The sequence below is a fragment of the Microcystis sp. 0824 genome, assembly GCF_003112475.1.
Lineage (GTDB): Bacteria > Cyanobacteriota > Cyanobacteriia > Cyanobacteriales > Microcystaceae > Microcystis > Microcystis aeruginosa_C.
Genome location: NZ_BDSM01000028.1, coordinates 1 through 22,675 on the forward strand (window position 1 = coordinate 1; position 22,675 = coordinate 22,675).

The 22,675-nt window shown below is 43.1% G+C and carries 19 protein-coding genes and 1 pseudogene; 12 read left to right on the plus strand and 8 right to left on the minus strand.

Annotated elements, in window-relative coordinates:
* Nucleotides 1-603 precede the first annotated feature (603 nt).
* Entirely contained in the window at nucleotides 604-3,024 is a 2,421-nt protein-coding gene (locus tag N0824_RS12370; RefSeq protein WP_108936974.1) for a phosphoketolase, read from the minus strand.
* Nucleotides 3,025-3,579: 555 nt separating this feature from the next.
* Here N0824_RS12370 and gap point away from each other — a divergent pair.
* The 3 genes from gap (at nucleotide 3,580) to N0824_RS12390 (ending at nucleotide 6,555) form a co-directional block, all read left to right on the plus strand.
* Nucleotides 3,580-4,614, plus strand: a complete 1,035-nt coding sequence (gene gap / locus N0824_RS12375) for a type I glyceraldehyde-3-phosphate dehydrogenase (RefSeq protein ID WP_108936975.1) — start codon at nucleotides 3,580-3,582, stop codon at nucleotides 4,612-4,614.
* 568 nt (nucleotides 4,615-5,182) lie between these two features.
* A complete protein-coding gene (locus N0824_RS12385) occupies nucleotides 5,183-5,551 on the plus strand; it encodes a hypothetical protein (protein ID WP_002783021.1) in 369 nt (122 codons plus the stop codon).
* Nucleotides 5,548-6,555, plus strand: coding sequence for a folate-binding protein YgfZ (locus N0824_RS12390; RefSeq protein ID WP_108936977.1), 1,008 nt, complete (start codon nucleotides 5,548-5,550; stop codon nucleotides 6,553-6,555). Before N0824_RS12385 ends, N0824_RS12390 begins: the two co-directional genes overlap by 4 nt.
* Before the next feature lie 125 nt (nucleotides 6,556-6,680).
* On the opposite strand, the gene N0824_RS12395 is transcribed toward N0824_RS12390, so the two are convergent.
* From N0824_RS12395 to N0824_RS12415, 5 genes are all read right to left on the minus strand, one after another.
* Nucleotides 6,681-8,339, minus strand: a complete 1,659-nt coding sequence (locus N0824_RS12395; protein WP_108936978.1) for an NAD+ synthase — start codon at nucleotides 8,337-8,339, stop codon at nucleotides 6,681-6,683.
* A 12-nt stretch (nucleotides 8,340-8,351) separates the two neighbouring features.
* A complete protein-coding gene (locus tag N0824_RS12400; RefSeq protein ID WP_108936979.1) occupies nucleotides 8,352-9,080 on the minus strand; it encodes an NUDIX domain-containing protein in 729 nt (242 codons plus the stop codon).
* Nucleotides 9,077-9,643: a nicotinate-nucleotide adenylyltransferase gene (locus N0824_RS12405; protein WP_002743664.1), complete on the minus strand. Its 567-nt coding sequence runs from the start codon at nucleotides 9,641-9,643 to the stop codon at nucleotides 9,077-9,079. The genes N0824_RS12400 and N0824_RS12405 overlap by 4 nt, the downstream gene beginning before the upstream one ends.
* A gap of 397 nt (nucleotides 9,644-10,040) precedes the next feature.
* Nucleotides 10,041-10,295 (minus strand): hypothetical protein, encoded by a 255-nt coding sequence (locus N0824_RS12410; protein ID WP_004161578.1) that lies wholly within the window; start codon nucleotides 10,293-10,295, stop codon nucleotides 10,041-10,043.
* Nucleotides 10,292-11,998: a TrkA family potassium uptake protein gene (locus N0824_RS12415; RefSeq protein WP_108936980.1), complete on the minus strand. Its 1,707-nt coding sequence runs from the start codon at nucleotides 11,996-11,998 to the stop codon at nucleotides 10,292-10,294. Before N0824_RS12415 ends, N0824_RS12410 begins: the two co-directional genes overlap by 4 nt.
* Before the next feature lie 200 nt (nucleotides 11,999-12,198).
* On the opposite strand from N0824_RS12415, the gene N0824_RS12420 reads away from it, so the two are divergent.
* The 6 genes from N0824_RS12420 (at nucleotide 12,199) to N0824_RS20725 (ending at nucleotide 19,036) form a co-directional block, all read left to right on the plus strand.
* The gene (locus N0824_RS12420; protein ID WP_108936981.1) at nucleotides 12,199-13,071 is read left to right on the plus strand and encodes a DUF4351 domain-containing protein; all 873 of its coding nucleotides are present in this window, start codon (nucleotides 12,199-12,201) and stop codon (nucleotides 13,069-13,071) included.
* A 278-nt stretch (nucleotides 13,072-13,349) separates the two neighbouring features.
* Nucleotides 13,350-15,428 carry a glycogen debranching protein GlgX gene (gene glgX / locus N0824_RS12425; protein WP_108936982.1) on the plus strand — a complete coding sequence of 693 codons (2,079 nt, stop codon included), beginning with the start codon at nucleotides 13,350-13,352 and terminating at the stop codon, nucleotides 15,426-15,428.
* A 115-nt stretch (nucleotides 15,429-15,543) separates the two neighbouring features.
* Nucleotides 15,544-16,305: a DUF3887 domain-containing protein gene (locus N0824_RS12430; protein WP_108936983.1), complete on the plus strand. Its 762-nt coding sequence runs from the start codon at nucleotides 15,544-15,546 to the stop codon at nucleotides 16,303-16,305.
* 46 nt (nucleotides 16,306-16,351) lie between these two features.
* Nucleotides 16,352-17,650 carry a phosphopyruvate hydratase gene (eno, locus tag N0824_RS12435; protein ID WP_108936984.1) on the plus strand — a complete coding sequence of 433 codons (1,299 nt, stop codon included), beginning with the start codon at nucleotides 16,352-16,354 and terminating at the stop codon, nucleotides 17,648-17,650.
* A 462-nt stretch (nucleotides 17,651-18,112) separates the two neighbouring features.
* Nucleotides 18,113-18,862: an SIMPL domain-containing protein gene (locus N0824_RS12440; RefSeq protein ID WP_108936985.1), complete on the plus strand. Its 750-nt coding sequence runs from the start codon at nucleotides 18,113-18,115 to the stop codon at nucleotides 18,860-18,862.
* Nucleotides 18,863-18,895: 33 nt separating this feature from the next.
* Nucleotides 18,896-19,036: a hypothetical protein gene (locus tag N0824_RS20725; RefSeq protein WP_158269551.1), complete on the plus strand. Its 141-nt coding sequence runs from the start codon at nucleotides 18,896-18,898 to the stop codon at nucleotides 19,034-19,036.
* A gap of 60 nt (nucleotides 19,037-19,096) precedes the next feature.
* Here the strand turns inward: N0824_RS20725 and N0824_RS21370 are convergent.
* Nucleotides 19,097-19,323, minus strand: a pseudogene (locus tag N0824_RS21370) (ISKra4 family transposase); the annotation flags it as partial.
* Nucleotides 19,324-19,735: 412 nt separating this feature from the next.
* On the opposite strand from N0824_RS21370, the gene N0824_RS12445 reads away from it, so the two are divergent.
* Nucleotides 19,736-20,713: a transposase family protein gene (locus N0824_RS12445; protein WP_108936986.1), complete on the plus strand. Its 978-nt coding sequence runs from the start codon at nucleotides 19,736-19,738 to the stop codon at nucleotides 20,711-20,713.
* Nucleotides 20,714-21,118: 405 nt separating this feature from the next.
* On the opposite strand, the gene N0824_RS12450 is transcribed toward N0824_RS12445, so the two are convergent.
* On the minus strand, nucleotides 21,119-21,508 hold the full coding sequence (locus N0824_RS12450; RefSeq protein WP_108936987.1) for an AbrB family transcriptional regulator: 390 nt from the start codon (nucleotides 21,506-21,508) through the stop codon (nucleotides 21,119-21,121).
* Between the two features lie 300 nt (nucleotides 21,509-21,808).
* Here N0824_RS12450 and N0824_RS12455 point away from each other — a divergent pair, with 300 nt between their 5' ends.
* Nucleotides 21,809-22,252 (plus strand): RrF2 family transcriptional regulator, encoded by a 444-nt coding sequence (locus N0824_RS12455; RefSeq protein ID WP_108936988.1) that lies wholly within the window; start codon nucleotides 21,809-21,811, stop codon nucleotides 22,250-22,252.
* Nucleotides 22,200-22,673 (plus strand): GFA family protein, encoded by a 474-nt coding sequence (locus N0824_RS12460; RefSeq protein ID WP_108936994.1) that lies wholly within the window; start codon nucleotides 22,200-22,202, stop codon nucleotides 22,671-22,673. The genes N0824_RS12455 and N0824_RS12460 overlap by 53 nt, the downstream gene beginning before the upstream one ends.
* Nucleotides 22,674-22,675 lie beyond the last annotated feature (2 nt).

Here is a 22,675-nt window from a genome sequence, read left to right on the forward strand (position 1 = left end):
TATCGCCGTTACTCTCACCTTTGTATCAATTGTAAATAATTGTTACAAAGTGTATTGACCTTGAGTCCCCTTGCCTAGTTTGGTATCGGGTGATACTAAACGTCGGGACATATAAACAGTTATAAGGTTGGTCTGGGTTGACCTCTTAGATTCAGTCGGGGGACTGAAGACCTTACTAGGCGGTTATTTCAGGCATTTCAGCCCTATTTCATGCCTAAACGTTTCGCACTAATTTAACAATTGTAACTCGCAATATTGATGATTTTAATTGGATCAGTAAATTAAATCTAATTAACCCTTTTCAACGGTAAAAACCTTAGGGCAAGCGCATCTTAACAATCCTTGACAAAGTAAACTTTTGATTATGAAATGATCCAAATTTGAGGAGAATTTGCCATCTCAATTGTTAAGATTTCGTAACTATTCTGATTGACTGGTATCACCTGAAATACCCATGCGGATCACAAAATTGTCCAATTGTCAACAGCTTTTGAGATGCTCTCACCCTGTAGAAAATCAAGAATATTTTTTAGGTGGAATAGGAAGATGAAATTTATCGATAAACTAATAAATTATCATCACCTAAACCACTTTCTAGCCTAATTAATAAGGCCATTTCCAGTTAGTAATCTCGTCCTTATCGATACCATTGGTAAAAGCATAATCGAGATTATCGATAATAGCATTTTTCATTCGTTCTTTCACATGACCAGCAGCAGAACCTAATTTCGGCACGCGATCAATCACATCTATTACTAAATGAAAACGATCAACTTGGTTACGAATCGCTAATTCTAGGGGAGTATTAATATTCCCTTCTTCTTTGTAACCGCGCACATGAATACGTTCCTGATTACTGCGACGGTAGGTAAGTTTATGAATCAGCCAAGGATAACCGTGGAAATTAAAAATAATTGGCTTATCAGGGGTAAATAAACTATCAAAATCCCGTTCCGATAAACCATGGGGGTGTTCACTTTCCGACTGTAATTTAAACAGATCAACCACATTGATAAAGCGAACTTTTAAGTAAGGGAATTCCTCCCAGAGAATTGCCGTTGCTGCTAAAGATTCTTTAGTGACAATATCCCCACAGCAAGCCATAATTACATCCGGTTCATCGGGATTGATTCCGTCATCATCGTTACTTGCCCAAGCCCAAATACCGATACCTTTGGTGCAGTGTTTAATTGCTTCTTCAATGGTCAAGTATTGCAGGTGTTTCTGTTTATCAGCAACGATAATATTAGTGTAATCCTTGCTCTTGAGACAGTGATTAGCCACACTTAATAAACAATTCCCATCGGGGGGAAGATAAACCCGCACCACGTCGGCACTTTTATTGGTTACTAAATCGATAAAACCGGGGTCTTGGTGACTAAAACCATTGTGATCCTGCCGCCAAACTACCGAGGATAATAACAGATTCCAAGAGGAAACAGAAGCACGCCAAGGCACATGATTTTTGCAGATATCGAGCCATTTAGCGTGTTGGTTGAACATGGAATCAATAACGTGGGCAAAAGCCTCGTAGGAGTGAAATAAACCGTGACGACCGGACAATAAATAACCCTCTAACCAACCGACTAAAGTATGTTCACTCAGCATCTCCATCACCCGACCATCGGCAGATAATTGACTACCATCTAAATCCTCTGGATAGGTATCAGCTAACCAAGCTTTTTTAGTCACTTCATAGAGAGCCGCTAAACGATTAGAAGCAGTTTCATCGGGACCAAAAACGCGAAAATTAGTCATATTATTTCGCATTACATCCCGCAAAAATACCCCCATCACTCCCGTGTTTTCCGCTTCCACCTGGCCCGGGTGGGTGACATCTACGGCATACTGACGAAAATCGGGCATTTTTAGGTCTTTCCGCAGCAATCCGCCGTTAGCGTGCGGATTAGCACTCATGCGACGATGACCCCTAGGAGCGAGTTCTTTAAATTCTGGCTTAAATTTACCCGTGGTATAGTCAAATAATTCCTCCGGGTTATAGCTTTTCATCCACTCCTCTAATTTTCTCAAGTGGTCGGGGTTTTCCTGCATGGCACCCATGGGGACTTGGTGAGCGCGCCAGAATCCTTCCACTTTATGACCATCAACCTTTTTCGGACCTGTCCAACCCTTGGGGGACCGGAGGATAATCATCGGCCAGGGGTAACGTTTAGCCACTCCTGTGCTGCGAGCTTCCTGTTGATAGGAGCGAATCTGATTGATACAGTGTTCTAGGGTAGCGGCCATTTTTTGATGGCAGTGCATGAGGTCTTCATCTTCCTTACATTCGACGATGTAGGGAGTGTAACCGTAACCAACAAAGAGACTTTCTAACTCGTGGGTCGAAATACGGGAGAGAATGGTGGGATTAGCGATTTTATAGCCGTTTAAGTTTAAAATTGGCAGTACCGCACCATCGCGAATCGGGTTAAGGAATTTATTCGAGTGCCATGCGGTAGCAAGGGGACCGGTTTCTGCTTCCCCATCACCCACCACCACGGCCGTAATTAGGTCGGGATTGTCAAAAACAGAACCGTAGGCATGGGAAACACTATAACCCAGTTCGCCGCCCTCATGGATAGAACCGGGGGTTTCGGGGGTGACGTGACTGCCGATGTGACCGGGAAAAGAAAATTGTTTAAAGAATTTTTGTAATCCTTCCTCGTCTTCACTTTTATCGGGGTAAATTTCCGAATAGGTTCCTTCTAGATAAACCGGACCGAGTACCCCCGGCGCCCCATGGCCGGGACCGGCCATAAAAATCATATCGAGGTCGTATTTTTTGATTAAACGGTTGAGGTGAACGTAGGTAAAACTTAAGGCCGGACTTGCTCCCCAGTGACCAAGTAAACGATACTTAACGTGTTCGGGTTTAAGATGTTCTTTAAGCAGGGGATTATCGCGCAGATAAATCATACCTACAGCTAAATAGTTACAAGCGCGCCAATAGGCATGGGTTTTGTAGAGTTCATCTTGAGAAAGGGGATTTTGTTCTGTTAAAGGTCTTTCTGGTGCGGATACCATGAATATTTCTCCAATATCTATGAAGGATGAGATTAAGAGAGTTGATAGACAATTTCTCCAGATTATCGAGAGGGTTAACCCTCGCTCAGTTTTAAAACTGTAATCAAGAGTCTAACCTTTTGGGGCGCAAAAAACTATTAAAATAAGCTATATTTTGCCAATCCGGCTAGGGGAATTTATGTCAGTCGGGCGGGGTTTTTAAATCGCTTTTAAAGGCATATTAATATGTTCTTAACTTAGGAATCCACAAATTCTCAGAAAGCTTTTAATTATTTTTTAATGTCAACTTTTCCCAAAAGGCTATATAATCATGTTTTACTTTTTTGACAAAGGCCTAATCAGGTTTTCTCGATGCCGGTGGCGGGGACGACTAGGGTAGAAAATTTATTATTTTTTATCTTGGAAGCACTGAAACTTAAAATCTTTCTATACTTCATCTAGCGATCAATAAAAGCTGATTAGCATATATAGTGATTCTCTACAGGCTAATCAATTCTCGGATTGTTTTTTCTTGATCGTGCCTAAGCTTATCGCAGCTGCAAAGGAGTTTTTTTCATGACAAAAGTAAGAGTCGCCATCAACGGATTCGGTCGTATCGGTCGCCTCGTTTTTAGGGCGGGTATCCAAAATCCTGATTTCGAGTTTGTTGGTATAAATGATCTCGTCCCCCCCGATAGTATTGCCTATCTGCTCAAATACGACTCCACCCACGGACGTTTTCAGGGTACGGTAGAAGCGAAGGAAGATGGCATCGTCGTGGATGGTAAGTTTATCCCCTGTTACTCGATTAAAGATCCCGCTCAACTGCCCTGGGGTGCAACCGGGGCCGATTATGTGGTTGAGTCCACCGGTTTATTTACCACCGCCGAAGGAGCAGGAAAACACCTAGAAGCAGGGGCCAAACGGGTGGTTATCTCCGCACCCACCAAAGATCCGGACAAAATTCGTACTATTGTACTGGGCGTTAACGACAATGAGTACGATCCCGCTAAGGATCTGATCGTCTCTAACGCTAGTTGTACCACCAATTGTTTAGCCCCGATCACCAAAGTTATTAACGATAACTTCGGACTAGCGGAAGGATTAATGACCACGGTACACTCGATGACCGCCACTCAACCCACCGTGGATGGTCCATCGAAAAAAGATTGGCGCGGTGGTCGCGGCGCCGGTCAAAATATTATCCCCTCCTCCACGGGAGCAGCCAAAGCAGTAACCCTAGTTATTCCTTCCCTAAAAGGCAAATTAACCGGTATGGCCTTCCGTGTGCCAACTCCCAACGTTTCGGCGGTGGATTTAACCTTTAAAACCGAAAAAGCCACCAGTTACGAGGAAATCTGCGCCGCTATGAAAGCCGCCAGCGAAGGTCCGATGAAAGGTATCCTCGGTTATACCGATGAGGAAGTGGTATCGAGTGACTTTATCACTGACCCCCGTTCCAGTATCTTTGATGCTAAAGCTGGCATTCAACTTAATGCCAATTTCTTTAAGGTCGTCTCTTGGTACGATAACGAATGGGGTTACTCCTGCCGGATGTTAGACCTGATGAAAATGATGGCAGCTAAGGAAGCAGCCCTAGTAACAGCCTAAATCAGTTATCAGTTATCAGTTAAGTAGTTGGACAAAAGTAAAGTTAACTGTGGGGTAAGGAGTCAGGAGTCAGGAGTCAGTAGCCGGTCGTCGGTCGTCAGTAAGAATTGCGGCAATTTACATTTCTTAAGATAGACAACAGAATTTATGTCCGACTACTTATCAGTAACCAGTGAACAGTAAACAGTAAACAGTAAACAGTGAAAAGACAGCACTGTTCATGCCATTATTAGGGTGCATCCCACATTTGCAGGAACACCGATAATCAGCAATTATCAGTGACTTTTAAATTATTACAGATATATCAGCAGCTGTCTGTAAGCATCCCACCGAAAAACTAATGCGCTCCGGGGTTTGGGGGCGGCGCCACGACCCCAACGGGGGGTTTGGGGGGTAGAACCCCCCAAAAGCTTGGATTGAGCGATAAAACCGAAAGTAACGCCCGATTTTAGTAGAGAGTTTCCCTTGAAAAATACCAACTTCGTAGATTGACAAAAATGAGATGCACCCCGTTATTACTTAATACTCAAATCTGATAACTGATAACTGATAACTGATAACTGATTAGATGAATCCAAAATTTAAAGATATTACTGCTTGGGAACAGGCACAATTATTAATGCAGCCGGCATTTATTCGGGTGCTGGATAATCTGCGTAAACAGTTAGAAAATTCCCTCTGGAAAGGAACTTATACAGAAATTCAAGATCCCTATCCCAGTTATCTGCTCTGTTTGACTTATCTCGATCGCTCCGTTACTGTAAATATTTGGGAACTTTGTTTTCAAGTCTGTTTTCTCGATTATCCCACCGATGAGGGAGAGAGCGTCACCATCGATACCAGTCTCCTCGATCCCACCGGTGAACTAGATTGGCAGAGTTTGGAAACGAAAACCGAGCGCATTATTAACCGATTATTCGCTAATTTACCCCCATGAAAGCAGATTTAGAAACGCTCAAGGCAGAGTATGCCGCTAATTTTCTCAAAGATTACGGCAATGATCCGCAAAGTTTAGCATCCCAAACAATTTTAATCGATCGCTCCGATTGGGGTTTATTAGAATTAAAAGGCCAGGATCGACTGCGTTTTCTCCACAATCAAACCAGTAACGCGATCGATCGCCTGAAACCGGGTCAGGGTTGTGAGACAATTTTCCTCAACTCTACCGGTCGTACCCTCGATTTTGTCACAGTTTACGCTGGCGATGATTCCCTCCTCATCCTCGTTTCTCCCCAACGTCGTCAATTTTTACTGGAATTGATCGATCGCTATATTTTCCCCTTCGATAAAGTGGAAATTAGCGACTTAACCGATAATTTTGGCATTTTAACCCTAATCGGTACTGAAAGCGGGCAATACCTGCAAAAAATCGCCGTTCCAGAGCATATTTTAACGGGGGTGCAGCATAGTCATTATCTCCTTTCTCAACCCGCCCTGAGAGTAGCCGTCGGTACCGGCTTAGACCTACCCGGATATACTTTAATCGTTGCCGCCGCCGAAGCCGGTCCCCTCTGGGAAAATTTAATTAAAAATGGCGTTACTCCCGCCGATGAGCAGGTGTGGGAATACCTGAGAATCCATCAGGGCCGACCGGCAGTCGATCGAGAATTAACCGAAGATTATAACCCGTTAGAGGCCGGTTTATGGCGAGCGATTGTCTTTGATAAGGGTTGTTATATTGGTCAAGAAACTATCGCCCGTCTTAACACCTATAAAGGCGTAAAACAAAGACTTTGGGGCATAAAACTCAGCCAACCCGTCCCCAGCAATACCCCGATTATTTTAGAAGCGCAAAAAGTCGGTTTACTCACCAGTGTGCTGGAGGATTTTGGCTTGGGTTATGTGAAAACAAAAGCGGGAGGAGAGGGTTTAAAAGTACAAATCGGCGAGGCAACAGGAGAATTAATCCCCTTACCCTTCCTCTCTCACGAATACCCCTAGAAAAGTGGGAAGTGGGAATTATGAATTATGAATTATGAATTATGAAGAACGTAGGTTGGTTTGAAGTATGAAACCCAACTGATAACTGATAACTGATAACTGATAACTGATAACTGAAAAACCCCCTAACCCCAGCGACTAGCGATAGGCATTCGCCAACCAGTGCCAAAAGCGCGATCGCTAATTTTTAGACCAGGAGGGGCTTGTTTGCGCTTAAATTCGGCATTTTTAACTAATTTAATCACTTTCTGCACAATTTCAGCCTCAAAGCCGGCGGCGATAATTTGTTCGGCGGATTGATGGCGATCGATTAATAGTGCTAAAATAGCATCTAAAATCTCGTAGGGAGGTAAAGAATCTTGATCCTTCTGATTGGGTTTTAATTCAGCACTAGGAGCTTTATTAATCACATTGAGGGGAATAATTTCCCCGTGCCGATTTAACCAGCGACAGAGGGAATAAACCCTGGTTTTCGGCACATCAGCAATCACTGCTAAACCACCATTCATATCACCGTAAAGGGTGCAATATCCCACCGCCATTTCTGATTTATTGCCAGTGGATAATAGTAAATGACCGAATTTATTAGAGAGAGCCATTAATAAATTACCGCGAATGCGTGACTGAAGATTTTCTTCGGCAATACCAAAATCAGTCCCAGCGAAAAGACCATCTAAAAGTTGATCATAAGCGGTCATAATTTCTTGAATTGCTAACTTCTCACTTTTGATACCTAAATTATTAACTAAAGCTACTGCATCGCTAATCGAATGGTCGGAACTATAGGGAGAAGGCATCATCACAGCGAGAACATTTTCTTTACCTAATGCGTCAGTGGCAATAGCGGCAACTAAACTGGAATCAACGCCACCACTCAAGCCAAAAATTACCCGTTTAAAACCGCATTTCTGCACATAATCTCGTACTCCTAAGACTAAAGCTCGATAAATTTCCTCATCTTCATCGACGGGTAAAGGATGAATAAATGCGGGTAACAAATCCTGATTAAACTCGATCAATTCTAGGCTAGAAGTAAATGCCTGAGCGCGATAAATCACTTCTCCTTGTCGGTTAAAAGCCACGCTGTCACCATCAAAAATTAAATCATCATTACCTCCCACTTGATTGACATAAACTATCGGTAAATTATATCTAGTGGCACTATGGGATAATAAAGATTCTCGCAATTTTTGCTTACCGACACTGTAGGGAGAAGCGGAAAGATTAACGATTAAATCCACTCCTAAATTAGCTAAATCGGCGATGGGATTAACTGCGTATTGACGTTGACCCCAAAATTGTTCATCATTCCAAACATCTTCACAGATAGTTACACCGATTTTTACATTATTTTCTGTTAGTTGAAAATATTGACTTTCTTTCCCAGAAGCAAAGTAACGATCCTCATCAAAAACATCGTAGGTAGGCAATAAACGTTTAGTAAAAATTTGTTTAATCTCTTGACTTTTTAACAAAGCTATGCTATTAAATAACGGCTTTTCTCCCCTGACCGTTGCCGAGGGATTTTTTTCGACAAAACCGACTAAGACGGCTAACTTTTCTGGTAATTGTTGGGACAATAATTGCAATTGTCGAGACATTTTTTCCACAAAACCCAGATTTAATAACAAGTCTCTGGGAGGATAACCACAGAGGGATAATTCCGGGGTTAAAAGTAATTCTGCTCCCTGATTAAATGCCGTTTGAGCGGCCTCTAAAATTCTTTGGGCATTTCCTTCGATATCTCCAACAATGGGATTTAATTGAGCGATAGCAATTCTCATATTTTTTCCTATTTAAACAAAAACTAACGGTTGATCTTTAAAGGGAGCAAAAGCTTTTTCATCAAAGCGATACAAACTAGCGGGACGACCGGCACCACGAGAGACTTTTAAACCCATATCCTTGAGAAATCCTAATTTCAATAGCCGATTTCTGAAGTTAGAATAATCACTAAAATTTTTACCTAAAATTGTCTCATAAAATTGATAAAGATCATTTAAAGTAAATAATTCTGGTAAAACCTCAAAAGCGACGGGACTATACTCTACTTTATTGCGTAATCTTTGCCAGCCATATTCCAAAATTTGACCGTGATTAAAGGCTAAATCTGGCACTTTATCAATCATATACCAAGTGATATTATAATCCCGTTCAGTGATTAACTTTGCTTCTTCAAACCGCACTAAAGCGAAGTAACTCACCGATAGATAACGTACCCCAAAACTCGCGGCCGCTGCCGGGGAATCTCCCTCTGGACTGCCAAAAGTATATAACTGTTCCAGATAGAGATTATTGACGCTAATTTTCTCGGCTAAAATTCGATAGGCTGCCGTTTCCAGTGATTCCCCATTTCTCACTAAAGTTCCGGGTAAACTCCAGTAATTACTAAAGGGTTCTTCCCGTCGTTTAATCAGAAGCACTAGCAGCCGATTTAATTGGGTATCAACGGAAAAGATCACGTTATCAACTCCCACTTTAAAATCAGCTAGAGATTTATTAGCTAGGGTATTTGGCGGTTTCATGCGTAAAGTTTTTGACCTTCGATATAATCTTTAATCGGTGCAGGAACAGCCTGTTTATCGCCTTTTTCTCGATAATCTGTTGAGGATACAGCCGGAGCAAATACATCGGCAATTAGACAATCACCCCCTAATGTTTGCAGTTGTTCAATATCATCTTGGTTAATAGGATATCCTGGACGGGGAATCACGAGAATTTTGACTTTTTCTAGTAATTCTTGGCTACGATACCAGTGCCTAATTTGTCCAGCTAAATCAGAACCAATGACTAGGGTATATTCCTCCTGTTCTCCCCAAATTGCTTGCGCTTTTTCTACACTAATTAAGCTACGTCGATCGCTTAATTCTCGTCGCAGTTGTATATTATCCCTTGGGGGTTGAATATCCCGGATGAGCAAATTTAACATCCTCAGACGATGTTCGAGACTGGTTTGATGATTTTTAAAGGGATTATCGGCAGCCCAAACCGCAACAATATCGTACTGTTCCGATAACCATTTTAGTATGGCTTGATGACCGGCAGTAGGAGGATCGGCACTGGTTCCAAAAAGGGCAATTTTAAGCATAGGATTTAATTGCTTGCTCACTGAGGGATTAGTTTAAGTCTGCTCAAGCTTGGCAAAGATTAACTTCTCCCCATTATAGTTGATTTTACCAAAATAGGGCAAGAGGATCAGTGATCTCCTGCAAAAGTAAGTTATCGAGCCGCTATCGGGTCAAAATATCCAAAACCCTGGATAAATTTGACATAATCTTAGGTTTTATGAATAGGATAGTTATCTCTTATCTTTTGTCTGCTACTGAAGATTTTTGATTTTTGCAGGAGATATTATTTTTTTGACACTCCCGTCGCTAAAAGCGAGGGTCTTCACCCCGACATTTGGGATAAAAAGAGATCGCTCCACAGTTTAAACTTATAAAACCCCCATCGACAAAGAAGCGGCGAGGAGTAGTTCATTAGACCTATCCAGGATGGTTAGGCAGAGAATGATATTGAAAGATGCCAAAGATACTGCCGACACTGCCAATACTAAGAATACTGCCGACACTGCCAATACTAAGAATACTGCCGACACTGCCAATACTGAGCATACTGCCGATACTAACCAGACTTAAAATGCTGCCGGCACTAGCGAGACTTAAAATACTGCCGGCACTGCCTAAACTCAAGATACAGCGATAACTAGCTTTGCTCAGATAATTAAGACCAGAAATCATTTTAAATCGGGGAAAGATTGGGGAATAGTTAGGGAAGTATTTTGCCAAACCTGTTGTAAACGCATAGCCGGCATAGTTAGATAAAGAATATCACCTTGATCGAGAGTGATTTCCAGTAATTGCCAACCGTGGATAGTTTGACCTTGTTTTTCTAAGTAAAGTGGCACAAAATCGGCATTCATCGCCGCTTCCTTGATAATTTGCCCCATAAAAGGATGATTCGGTGTGATTAATGTGGCCAAAGCAACCCAGAGGAGATCATCGGTCATGCCATTACCGAGAATTCTACCGCCCAAAGCGGCCGCAGCGAAGGAATAGGTAGCCAGATCCCGGGGACATAATACCGTATCAAAATCAAAAACCTCTTGAATCGATCGCCCGAATTGTTCCTGAGAGCAGCGTAAAACTAGATTAATTTTAGGAGCGATCGCTTTAGCAGTGAGAGCAATCTCCACATTAATCATATCCTCGTAAGTCACCACGATCAAAGATTCGGCGTTGTTAATATTAGCGGTTTCTAGGGTAGCCACTAGACGCGCATCCTCGATGATGACGGGGATTCCCCAGGAGCGCACGGAATGCAAAAATCTATTATTGGGGTCAGATTCAATCACCACCACTTCACAGCCTTGGTCGTGCAATTGTCGCACGATCCGGGTGCCGATACCTCCTAAACCACAGATAATGTGATGATTGCGGACGGGAATGCGGGTAGCATCCCAAAACTGCTTAAAGCGACTACCGAGGATAAAATCGTTGAGGAGAGCATAACAGATACCGATAACCCCCGCACCGACAATCATCATGACCACGGTAAAAATTTTGATACTATCGGGGGTAGATTCGGCCACTTTTTCGTTACCTCCGGCGCCGGTAATCATCCCGACGGAGAAATAGAGGGAATCGACGAGGGAAATTTTTTGATTAACGCTGAGATAGGTAACGGTAGCAAGGGAAATCATCCCCAGGAGAGAAAGGGTGACAAGAATTACCGGTTGGATATAGTGCTGATAGGGACGAAGATTAAGTAGATTTCTCAGCCACTTTTGCAGTTTAAAACGCTGTTTTGCCTTAATTGTCGGTTTATTGCCGATAATGAGATGATCGCCAGTTTGGAGTTTTTTGCCTAACAGAACTGCGGAAACCAGATCGATTTCGTCGTGGGCTGGGAGATAATAGATTAACATTCGGGCCGGATCGTCCCAAAGTTCGTAGAGGGGTAATCCCCACCAAGGATGATTTTCCTCGATAATTATCTCTTGAATCGGCCAAAGGCGATCGAATAGCTGTAATTGACCGATAGCTTTATTACCAAGGGCAGCAAAGGAAAAGATCGGGGCTGCTAGGGAAGCAACGCTCATGCTAACGTGAGTAGGGAGGGTTTGATCGAGTCTTTCTCCTAAGGTTTCGTTAAATAGTCGGTTAACTATCCGAATTTTCGGGTTAATTATCCTTGCACGGGTGAGAATTTCCAGATTGAGTGCGTCGTTATCGATGGCCAAAACTAGGGTTTCTGCATCCGGGAGACCAGCTTGCAGGAGAGTTTTAGGAGAGCGGGGATCGCCGATAATAATATCAGACTGGTATTCACAGACCATTTGGCGATCGCTAATCGCTACTACTGCCGCAGATTGTTGTTTGAGTAAACAAAAGATTTTATAACCCGTGCGACCTAATCCACAGACGATGATTTGCGGTTTCATTCGTCGAGAGCGTTTTTTGCTGATCAACCTTTCATTTCTAGCGCAAAAACTAGGAAAAATCTGTAACTAAAGCTGCAATATTGCCAATTTTGTAACGCACAGAAAACGGGTTTCTCCGAGAAACCCGTTTTCTGCTCATGCACTCATGCAAAAAGGGGAATAAATAATCAGTCTTTAATAACCAGATTTAGTATTAGGTCTTGACTCGCTTTCTTTGGGACAAATTTAGTAAAGATTACCTCGAAACTTTTCTCGCTTCTTGCGGTGACGTGAAAACTAGCCTTGATGTGACGGCAGAAACTCAAGAAATCGATGTCTATTTTCGACCGACTTCCCCAGAAATGCCGCCCGAATTAGGTTTATTGGGCAAATTAGCTCAAACCCCTTGTCTATTAGAACCCTATCGCAATCCAGTCACGATTGAGGGAATTCTCGCTTGTTTATCTAAACTGTTTACTGTGCGGGAACAATTACAAAGAGAAGCTCACCGTAGTCAACAACCCTTATTAGCAGAAAATATCCCTAGACTATGGATACTAACTCCTACGGCCAGTCAAAGAATTATAACTGCTTTTTCCGCTCTCAATCATCCAGATTGGGGAGAAGGGATTTACTTTTTACCTCCAGCATTAACCACAGCCATTATTGTCCTGCATCAATTACCTGAAACCCCTGAAACCCTTTGGTTAAGATTATTAGGCAGAGGAGGAACCAGAAGCAGAGCGATTGATGAATTAGAGTCCTTGTCTCCTAATCATCCCTTTAAATCAGCTTCCTTAAAGTTATTATATAATTTGAGTAGGAACTTGCAAGCCTTACCCAAAAGAACCCAGGAGGAAAGGAAATTTATTATGCGTTTAGCCCCTTTATATGAACAAGATAGAGAAAAAGCTATTCAACAAGGAGAAGCCAAGGTAGTGCTACGTCAACTAAAGCGACGTTTTGGTGAACTTCCGCCGAATATCACCGAAACTATCCAAAAACTCTCAGTAGAAAAATTAGAAGACTTAGGAGAAGCATTACTAGACTTTGAGAGTCAAGCTGACTTAATTAATTGGCTTAATCAAGCCTAAAATATTCGGTAAAGGTCATTTAAAACTCCTATAATTGTTTTCTTGATCTATCGGAAAATTGAGAGCTTTATTGAACGGGGCAAGGTCTTGGAAATTAATCACACCATCTCCAGGAAAATCTGGCTTTGCTGATTTGAATTCTGAATCTTATTTTGTGAGATTTTTAAAACCTAGACCAAAACTAACTTTTGGATAGGACACACAGTTAGCATTCATACCTTGATTCAGAAACGCCGAATAATCTTATACTACTCCTAATCACTTCTTATCTCTTGACAATGACCTTAAAAACCGATCACGGTAAAAGCCATCCCGTCGGGGCGACTGTCTTGGCCGATGGTGTCAACTTCTCACTATTTTCTAAGTATGCCACTGCGATCGAATTATTATTATTTGATGATGCTAATTCTCCCGTACCTAGCCGGACTATTCTCCTCACCCCGCAAACAAACCGCACTTTTTTCTATTGGCATATTTTCGTTCACGGCATTGGAGTCGGTCAAGTGTATGCTTATCGAGTCTATGGTCCGGATAATCCGGCCCAGGGTCATCGCTTCGATCCTGATAAAGTAGTTCTCGATCCCTATGCGAAAGCGATTGTCGGTGCGGAAATTTATGATCGACAAGCTGCCAGCGAAAAAGGCGATAATTGTCATCGAGCTTTGCGGGGTCTGGTAGTGGATACGGGCTGCTATGATTGGGAAGATGACGAACCGCTACGCACTCCCTACTCTGCCAGTTTTATCTACGAAATGCACGTCGGTGGTTTTACTCGTAACCCGAATTCCGGTGTTAGCGAGGAAAAAAGAGGTACTTTTGCGGGATTAATCGAAAAAATACCCTATTTGAAAAACCTAGGCATTACTGCCGTGGAATTGTTACCGATTCATTACTTTGATCCCGCTTCGGCCATGCCGGGGTTAACTAACTATTGGGGTTATAGCACGATCGGCTTTTTTGCGCCCCATGCCGGCTACAGTAGCGATCGCTCACCGTTCGGTCCTTTGAATGAATTTCGAGATCTGGTGAAAGCTTTACACAGAGCGGGGATCGAAGTGATTCTCGATGTGGTTTTTAATCATACCGCCGAGGGGGACGAAATCGGGCCAACTCTTTCCTTTAAAGGTATCGATAATCGCACCTACTACATCCTCGATGGGGAAGATAAAAGCATCTATAGCAACTATACCGGCTGTGGTAACACCCTCAAGGGCAGTCATCCGATTGTTGGCAAAATGATTCTCGATTGTTTGCGCTATTGGGTGTCAGAAATGCACGTGGATGGTTTTCGCTTTGACCTAGCGGCCGTATTATCGCGCAATGTGGACGGGGAACCGATCCTGCAAAAAGGTTATAACATGATCTGGGCGATCGAATCGGATCCAGTCTTAGCCGGGACAAAATTAATCGCCGAAGCTTGGGACGCGGCAGGATTGTATAGTGTCGGTCAATTTGTCGAATTTGCCGATTGGTTTTCCGAGTGGAATGGTCCTTTTCGCGATGATGTGCGCGCTTTTGTCCGGGGAGATACCGGCATAGTCACGAAATTAGCGGCGCGGATTTTAGGAAGCCCCGACATATACCACAGACCTGACAACGATGTCAATAGAAGTATAAATTTTGTTACCTGTCACGATGGCTTTACCCTTAACGATCTAGTTTCCTACGACGAGAAACACAACGAGGCTAACGGCGAGAAGAATCGGGACGGTTGCAACGATAATTTTAGCTGGAATTGTGGGATAGAAGGGGAAACCAATAACGAGGCGATTAAAACCCTGCGACTGCAACAAATAAAAAATCTCTTAACGATCCTGTTCATTTCCCAAGGAACACCTATGCTGTTGATGGGGGACGAAGTGCGACGCACCCAAAAGGGCAACAATAACGCCTATTGTCAGGATAACCAGTTAAGTTGGTTCGATTGGAGTGCGGTAGAGCAAGAGTTCGATCTTTGGTGTTTCGTAAGGAGACTGATCGATTTTAATAAAAAATTAGCTCTTTTCCGTCAAGAAAAATTGCTAGAAGTCACCTATACCAGTCTCGAACCCCATCTTCATTGGCATGGCGTACAGTTGAGTAAACCCGATTGGTCGGAAGATTCCCGCAGTTTAGCTTTTTCCCTGCGTTATCCCAAGGCTAACGAGTATTTACACATTATGCTGAACGCTTACTGGGAATCTCTCAACTTCCAGTTACCCCCCCTATTCCCAGGGGAAAAATGGCATCGTGTCATCGATACTGCTGGGCAATTGTCCGAGGCAGCCTGTGATTTAGATGCCGCGGCCGCTGTTGAATCGGAAACCTATCGGGTGCAAGCGCGTTCGGCGGTAGTTTTAATCGTTAAACCAGTATAACAAGGGGAGAGATATTGCCCGATCAACCGATGTTGAATGCTTTAACTAATGAACAATGGCATCAATTCAATCGTCAAGTCAAAAAACGTTATTTATTTGCGGAGCAATAGCTGAAATGATGCGGCTTTCATTAGCGAAACGGGTATCGATTCTCTCTTTGTGTTTAATTGGTTTTACCCTGCCTTTGACCACGTTCAACGTTTCACCAGTACAGGCGAACCTAGAACCGACCGCGATCGCTATTGGTGATCCCCTCCTGGAAGAAAAGCAAGCTCGGCAGTTAGTGGAATGGTTGGGAACTAAACAATACGACAAAGTTATTGCAGCTTTGTCACCCCAACTAAAACCCCTCTGGACTGCCGAAAAACTGCAAAAGGTCTGGGAAAGCCAAGTCACTGACAATACTGGACCGTTTAAGCGCATTGTCAAAAGCAAGCTACTCGATGCTATCAATGCCAATTTGGTGATTGTCACCGTTGAATTTGAGAAAATCACTGAAGATGTGGTAATTACATTTAACCGGTCTGGTAAGGTAATTGCCGCAGATTTTCCCGAATTTCGCAGTATTTCTGAGATTGGCACTGCTTTTGTCACGGCTTTGGTCAATAAAGACTACGGCCTGGCCCGAGGTTTTTTACATCCTCTCCTGAAAGCGGAAGTTTTCCCCACCAGAGTGCAAGGTGCTTGGGACAATTTACTTAAGCGTACCGGCCCCGTGCGTCGGGTCGTGGGAACTCAGGTCAGAAAAGGTGCGGATACGGACGGCGTGGATCTGGTGTTGGTGACGATTCAATTTGAAAAACTGACGGATACTTTAATCCTCGTTTTTGATGATCAAAAGCAGATTGTCAACGTGGATTTCCCTTTAGGCAATTAGTAATCAGCCGCAATGACCGCGTAAATTGAGTTGGAGACGATAAGTTATGTTAGATAAAATCGAAGTTCCCATTGAAGCGATCGCAGCTAGGGAGATTCTAGATTCCCGCGGCCGTCCCACTATCGAAGCGGAAGTGTTGTTAGAATCGGGGGCGATGGGTTTGGCCCAGGTTCCCAGTGGCGCTTCTACGGGCAGTTTTGAAGCCCACGAATTGCGCGATGACGATCCCCAGCGTTACGGTGGTAAGGGTGTCCTGAAAGCGGTTCGCAATGTCCACGAAAAAATTGTCCCGGTTTTGGAGGGGATGAATGCTTTCGACCAAGCTAGTATCGATTTAGCTATGATCGATCGCGATGGCACGGCCAATAAACGAGAATTAGGGGCTAATGCTATCCTAGCCGTCTCTCTCGCTACGGCCAAAGCAGCGGCGGCGGATCTGGGCTTGCCTCTCTATCGTTATCTCGGCGGTCCGATGGCCAATGTGCTACCCGTCCCGATGATGAACGTGATCAATGGTGGTTCTCACGCCGATAATAACGTCGATTTTCAGGAGTTTATGATCTTCCCCATCGGGGCCGATTCTTTTAAGGAAGGTTTGCGTTGGGGGGCGGAAGTATTCGCCGCTTTGGGTAAGGCCTTGCACGAACGCAAATTACTGACCGGTGTGGGCGATGAGGGCGGTTATGCCCCTAATTTGGGTTCAAATCAGGAAGCTTTGGATATTTTAATCGAATCGATCGAACGTGCCGGTTATAAACCGGGGTCGGAGGTGGCTTTAGCTATGGATGTGGCCGCCAGTGAGTTCTATAAGGATGGTCAATACATCTACGATGGTTCCGCCCATTCTCCCGCCGAAATGGTGGATTTTTTGGCGAGTTTAGTTGATCGCTATCCGATTATTTCCATTGAAGACGGTTTACACGAGGAAGATTGGGATAACTGGAAATTATTGACCGATAAACTGGGGGCGCGGATTCAGTTGGTGGGCGATGATTTGATGGTGACTAATCCCATCCGTCTGCAAAGAGCGATCGATCTGGGTATTGCTAACTCGATCCTGATTAAACTCAATCAGATCGGTTCTTTGACGGAAACCCTACAAACGATCGCCCTAGCTACCCGTCACGGTTATCGTTCTGTAATTAGTCATCGTTCTGGAGAAACGGAAGACACCACGATCGCGGATCTGGCGGTAGCTACTAATGCCGGACAGATTAAAACTGGTTCTCTCAGTCGCAGTGAACGGGTGGCTAAGTATAATCGCTTATTACGCATCGAAGAAGAATTGGGCGATCGGGCGGTGTACGCGCCGAAAGTCGGCCTGGGTCCAAAATTCTTGGCCTAAAATTGGAAAAAAGTTTTGCAGTGATCGAAAAAGGGTGTTATAATAAAGGTACTGATAACTGATAACTGGTCACTGACTATTGTGGTACTTCGCTGGAACCTTTTTCGGCGAAGTATTTATTTTTGGCCTTTTTTTGTACAAAGGTATGATTTTTGGATCAAAGGTGTTATATTAAAGGTACTGATAACTGATAACTGGTCACTGACTATTGTGGTACTTCGCTGGAACCTTTTTCGGCGAAGTATTTATTTAACCACAGTTCGGGTTAAACAGAGGGGGATAAAGCCCATTCCATGGTCAAGCTGAACTTATCGGGCGTTGTCGCCGTCAGCGCTAGGGAGTTTTTGGGTAAGGGAAAGCTTCCCGTCAGATTGCAACCCCTATTGATTTTTGTAAATAATAATTTCAAGGCACTCGCTACTAGCATAGGATAGAAACGTCGGATTTCTAGGATGGGGGATGATGAAAAACAGTTCTATATTCCAACGTTTCCCACAGGTATTCGCGGGTTTATCGGTGCTATCGATCGCTCTCGTCTTGAGTTCCTGGATAGCGGCGCGCTCGTTCTTGGCGGTGAAACGGGCGAGCGATGTTTTTGTCGTCACTGGTTCGGCCAAAAGGGCGATTACATCCGATTATCTTCTCTGGCGTTTATCGGTTTCCAGTCAACAACCCAGCGCCCAGGATGCCTACCGCGATCTGATCCGGCAAACCGAGCGGATACGAGCTTATCTCAAAGAAAAACAAGTTCCCGAGGACGCAATCACCACTAACGCGATCGAGACGATGCCGATTCCGGAAGTAACAGCTAACGGCCAGGAAACCGGGCAAATTCTCGCCTATCGTCTCACCCAACGCTTCGAGATCCGATCGGGCGATGTGGCCCGTTACACGGAACTTTCTAGGCAGGTAACGGAATTGATCGAGGAGGGAATTAGCCTCGTCTCTGAACCTCCCCAATATCTTTACACCCAACTGGATAAGCTGCGGGTGGAAATGGTGGCGGCAGCGACCAAAGATGCGAGAGCGAGGGCTGAGGCGATCGCTAGTAGTACCGGCAGTCGGGTGGGAAGGGTGCGCGATGCGAAAACGGGAGTTTTTCAGATCACCTCGCGCAATTCCACTGACGTGAGCGATTCGGGAATTTACGACACTTCCTCGATCGACAAGGATATTACCGCAGTGGTTTCGGTAACGTTCGGGATTGACTGAATTACAGTCTTTACCCACGGCTGCATCTGATTTTTGTCCATCTACCCAGTGGGGATTTTTCAAGGGAAACTCTCCGCTAAAATTGGCGGTTATTGGCGATTTTTCCCTCAATTACGCCGCCGATTAGCTTTTGCAGTGGGATGCTTAGACGCGGCTTTGTGGCATTTGTACTAATTTAAGGATGACCGATCATTGCTGATTGTCGGTATTTCTGCACATCTGAGATGTACCCATCTCTTGCTTGTTCACCAATCTTTGTAATGTACTATGAGAGATTTTTATTCCTGTTAATTCTCTCAAATCTTCTGAGCTTCTTTGGTAGGATTCATTAGCACAAATCAGCAAGGCATTTTTGCTTAGTTTCGGACTGAGATGACTATAGGCTTCTAATTTTCGCTTATTTCTACTTATCCTAGAATCGTTTTTATTTTTCTGGGTCTTCCTGTTTCAATTTGGCTGACCTAATCAGTTAATTCTATTTTTTCCCTTTTTTAATCAGTACACCTTCTTGATCTCATCTTTTGGATATTTTGGCAAAACTGAGATGTCCCCAGAAAATTCGGGCAAGCTAAGAGAAGATTTAATACTAAATCCGTTGAGTATAGGCTAGTTATGAGGAGAGGCACTCATGCAAAAGGCAAGAGGCAAAAGAGAAATAGATAATCAGTCTTTGATAACTGGATTTAGTATAATTTCAATCTGATCATGACAAAACTACCTGAAACTTCAGAAACTGACCTTGCTAAGTAGCTAGACACAAATTAATTACACATATCTAACTACCTATTGCCTATTGTCTATTAGACCTCGACCTAATTTAATTAAATTACAATAATAGGATATAATAAAACAAATAGTAACTCAAAAAAAGCCATGAAAAACTACACTTGGGAATACATTCAAAAATATCCGAAACAAACTAAAAAACTATTAGGAATTGACTACCAACAACTAGAACAACTGATGGCACTTGGAAAACTTATACATCGGAAAAACCAATCAGAAATCGAAAAAAACAAAATTAGTATTAATCAACCAGGAAGCGGAACACCTCCTAAATTATCAGAAGAGGAACAAATTGTTCTAATGTTGGTTTATTTAAGACATCATCTAAGCTTTCAAATCTTAAGACTAATGTTTCAAGTGAGTGAATCAACGGCTCATAATATCTTTACCTATTGGCAAAAACTTTTTGAAGGAGAGTTACCGCCAAGTTTGTTAGAACAAATAAAGAAGTGCCAAGAAGAGGAAATAATAATTGAACAATTAAGGGATTATGAGTTGATTGTCGATAGCGCAGAACAGCCCGTGGAGAGGCCGACCGATTATCAAGAACAAAAAATATATTATTCGGGAAAGCAAAGAAGACATACTTTAAAAAGTCAATTTATTGTTTTGCCAAAAGCTGAAGATATTGTTGATGTAGTTATTGGTCAACCTGGTCCGACGAGCGACATAAAAATCTGTCGGGAAACTTTAAGCAAATTCGATTCTCAACAAACTTTTATTGGAGATAAAGCTTACCTGGGAGAAAATCAAATCAGAACTCCTGATAAAAAACCTAAGAATGGAGAATTAACCGAGAATCAAATTAAAGAAAATAAAGTTTTATCATCTCGGCGAATTTTTGTTGAGCATTTAATTCGAGTTGTCAAAGTATTTAAGGTAGTTCAAGAAAGATTTAGATTAAATAAAAGTCGATATAAATCGGTTTTACTTACCGTTTGTGGCTTAGTAAGGTTGAGAATTAGTGCGCTAATTTTAGAAGTAATAGAATGGGAGCAATCAGGGGAAGTAATTGACGTTATAATTAGCCATAGTTTTCCGTCAAAATTCGATTTTGTCTCTTAAAACCCTGATTAATCGGTTTTTAGAGCTAATTTTGACTCTTGGTCTAATCTGCCTGTATTCCTTGCTGTGACTGACTTACAAATTTTTGGAGATGTCTATTGCCTATCTTCACTAGGAAATTTATTTTGCACGACTACTTATTACCTTTTTGGTTGTCAATCTTTCCCCACTGCTGCGGCAGTTTTTTTAGGCTTTTTTGTCTTTCTGGCTTTTTTGCGAACAAATGAACTAAGAAGTGAACTCGTGTTTGATAAAAATTATGTTTACAGCAGTTTACCCCAAGTAAAACTTATCACTTGGGTGATCAATCATTGGCATTTAATAGCATGATTTCTGGGGCGGCTTTTTCAGCAGACCCTATCTAATGGCAAGGAGAGAGTTAAACGGCTCTCTCCTTAATTATTGCTATTCGTCGTCGTCGCTGGCGCCAACTTGCTTGAGATGAATATGTTTTCTCCCCAAAGTAATTTCAAATTCATCTCCCGGTTTAAGTCCCATTTTTTTGGTATAGGCCGAACCGATCAGGAGATTATTATTTGATTGGACACTGATCCGGTAGCTGGCCGAGCGCCCGCCCCGTCCTTGGCCATTGGCACTGCTATCTAAGTCAATTCCCTCGGCATCGATTAAAGCATTGAGAAATTTCATCATATTAACGCGTTCAATACCATTTTTTGTCATGGTATAGTAGCCGCATTCCCGGGCTTTTTCCTCTTTGCTGAGGTTGCCTAGCTGTTTAACTTTCTCAATTAGTTCGAGGCCAGTCAGGGGTTCTGGATTAGTAGTTGTGTTCATTTAAGTTTGCAGTAGATAAGTAAAGGTTAGGGTCATCAAGGCTAGTCGAGGAGAATTGCTCCCCCTGGCCAGAAACAATCGGGTTACGATTGATCTCTACACTTATCTTACACGGTATAAACTAAAAATTATCACTTGCTTGAGGAAATTGATTGTAATTGATTAGACTCTATCTCTCGATCAAAATCTTAACAGAATTTATCAATGTTGATCGAGATGCTGGAGTAAGGGAGGTTAGCCTTTCTGTCATCAATGAGGGCAGGGGGTAGGATAGAGATAAAGAGGTAAAAATGAGGGATAATGAAGCTAACAACTAGGGGTCACTATAGTGTTAAAGCCTTGCTGGATCTTAGTTTACAACCGAGGGGAACTCCCGTATCGGTAAAATCGATCGCCCTGCGTCAAGATATCCCGGCCGCTTATCTAGAGAAATTGCTGATAGAAATGCGACGAGCGGGGTTAGTTCGTTCCGTTCGGGGATCGCAAGGGGGTTATCAATTGGCCAGGCCGGCAAATCGTATCTCGTTGGGGCAAATTTTGGAGGCGGTGGGAGAGACGATCGAGCCATTATCAGGTTATCATCCCAAGGACGAACAGGCAGAAGATTGGGTGACATTTACTATCTGGAAACACCTCCACGAAAAATTAAAAGATGCCCTGGGGAAGATTACCTTAGCGGATTTATACTACGATGCGCGTAGCTGGATCGCCGCTAGGGGAGAGGAAACCAGCTTTATCGTTTAGTGGTTTAGAAGTTATGACAGCAACAAAACAAGCAAAGATTTATGGGGGAGGTTGTCACTGTGGAGCGATCCGTTTTCAAGTGGCGATCAAGCATGATCAAGCTCTAGACTGTAATTGTTCGATTTGTCAGAAAAAAGGTTTTCTGCATCTGATTGTTCCTTCAGCACAATTTACCCTCCTAAGCGGTGAAGATTTCTTAAGTACCTATACATTTAATACCCACACAGCCCAACATTATTTTTGTCGTGTTTGTGGTATTCATCCTTTCTATCGTCCCCGCTCCCATCCTGACGCTATAGATATAAACCTGCGCTGTTTGGAGGGCAATGTCTTGGAAGATTTTCAGATCCAGTTCTTTGATGGAGCTAACTGGGAAGACAATATCGAGAAAATTCGGGGTATCGATGGGAAAAGGGAGTAATT

Coding starts and splice junctions, on each gene's coding strand:
- N0824_RS12370 (WP_108936974.1), bottom strand. CDS start 3,024: ATGGTATCCGCACCAGAAAGACCTTTAACAGAACAAAATCCCCTTTCT.
- gap (WP_108936975.1), top strand. CDS start 3,580: ATGACAAAAGTAAGAGTCGCCATCAACGGATTCGGTCGTATCGGTCGC.
- N0824_RS12385 (WP_002783021.1), top strand. CDS start 5,183: ATGAATCCAAAATTTAAAGATATTACTGCTTGGGAACAGGCACAATTA.
- N0824_RS12390 (WP_108936977.1), top strand. CDS start 5,548: ATGAAAGCAGATTTAGAAACGCTCAAGGCAGAGTATGCCGCTAATTTT.
- N0824_RS12395 (WP_108936978.1), bottom strand. CDS start 8,339: ATGAGAATTGCTATCGCTCAATTAAATCCCATTGTTGGAGATATCGAA.
- N0824_RS12400 (WP_108936979.1), bottom strand. CDS start 9,080: ATGAAACCGCCAAATACCCTAGCTAATAAATCTCTAGCTGATTTTAAA.
- N0824_RS12405 (WP_002743664.1), bottom strand. CDS start 9,643: ATGCTTAAAATTGCCCTTTTTGGAACCAGTGCCGATCCTCCTACTGCC.
- N0824_RS12410 (WP_004161578.1), bottom strand. CDS start 10,295: ATGATTTCTGGTCTTAATTATCTGAGCAAAGCTAGTTATCGCTGTATC.
- N0824_RS12415 (WP_108936980.1), bottom strand. CDS start 11,998: ATGAAACCGCAAATCATCGTCTGTGGATTAGGTCGCACGGGTTATAAA.
- glgX (WP_108936982.1), top strand. CDS start 13,350: ATGACCTTAAAAACCGATCACGGTAAAAGCCATCCCGTCGGGGCGACT.
- N0824_RS12430 (WP_108936983.1), top strand. CDS start 15,544: ATGATGCGGCTTTCATTAGCGAAACGGGTATCGATTCTCTCTTTGTGT.
- eno (WP_108936984.1), top strand. CDS start 16,352: ATGTTAGATAAAATCGAAGTTCCCATTGAAGCGATCGCAGCTAGGGAG.
- N0824_RS12440 (WP_108936985.1), top strand. CDS start 18,113: ATGAAAAACAGTTCTATATTCCAACGTTTCCCACAGGTATTCGCGGGT.
- N0824_RS12445 (WP_108936986.1), top strand. CDS start 19,736: ATGAAAAACTACACTTGGGAATACATTCAAAAATATCCGAAACAAACT.
- N0824_RS12450 (WP_108936987.1), bottom strand. CDS start 21,508: ATGAACACAACTACTAATCCAGAACCCCTGACTGGCCTCGAACTAATT.
- N0824_RS12455 (WP_108936988.1), top strand. CDS start 21,809: ATGAAGCTAACAACTAGGGGTCACTATAGTGTTAAAGCCTTGCTGGAT.
- N0824_RS12460 (WP_108936994.1), top strand. CDS start 22,200: ATGCGCGTAGCTGGATCGCCGCTAGGGGAGAGGAAACCAGCTTTATCG.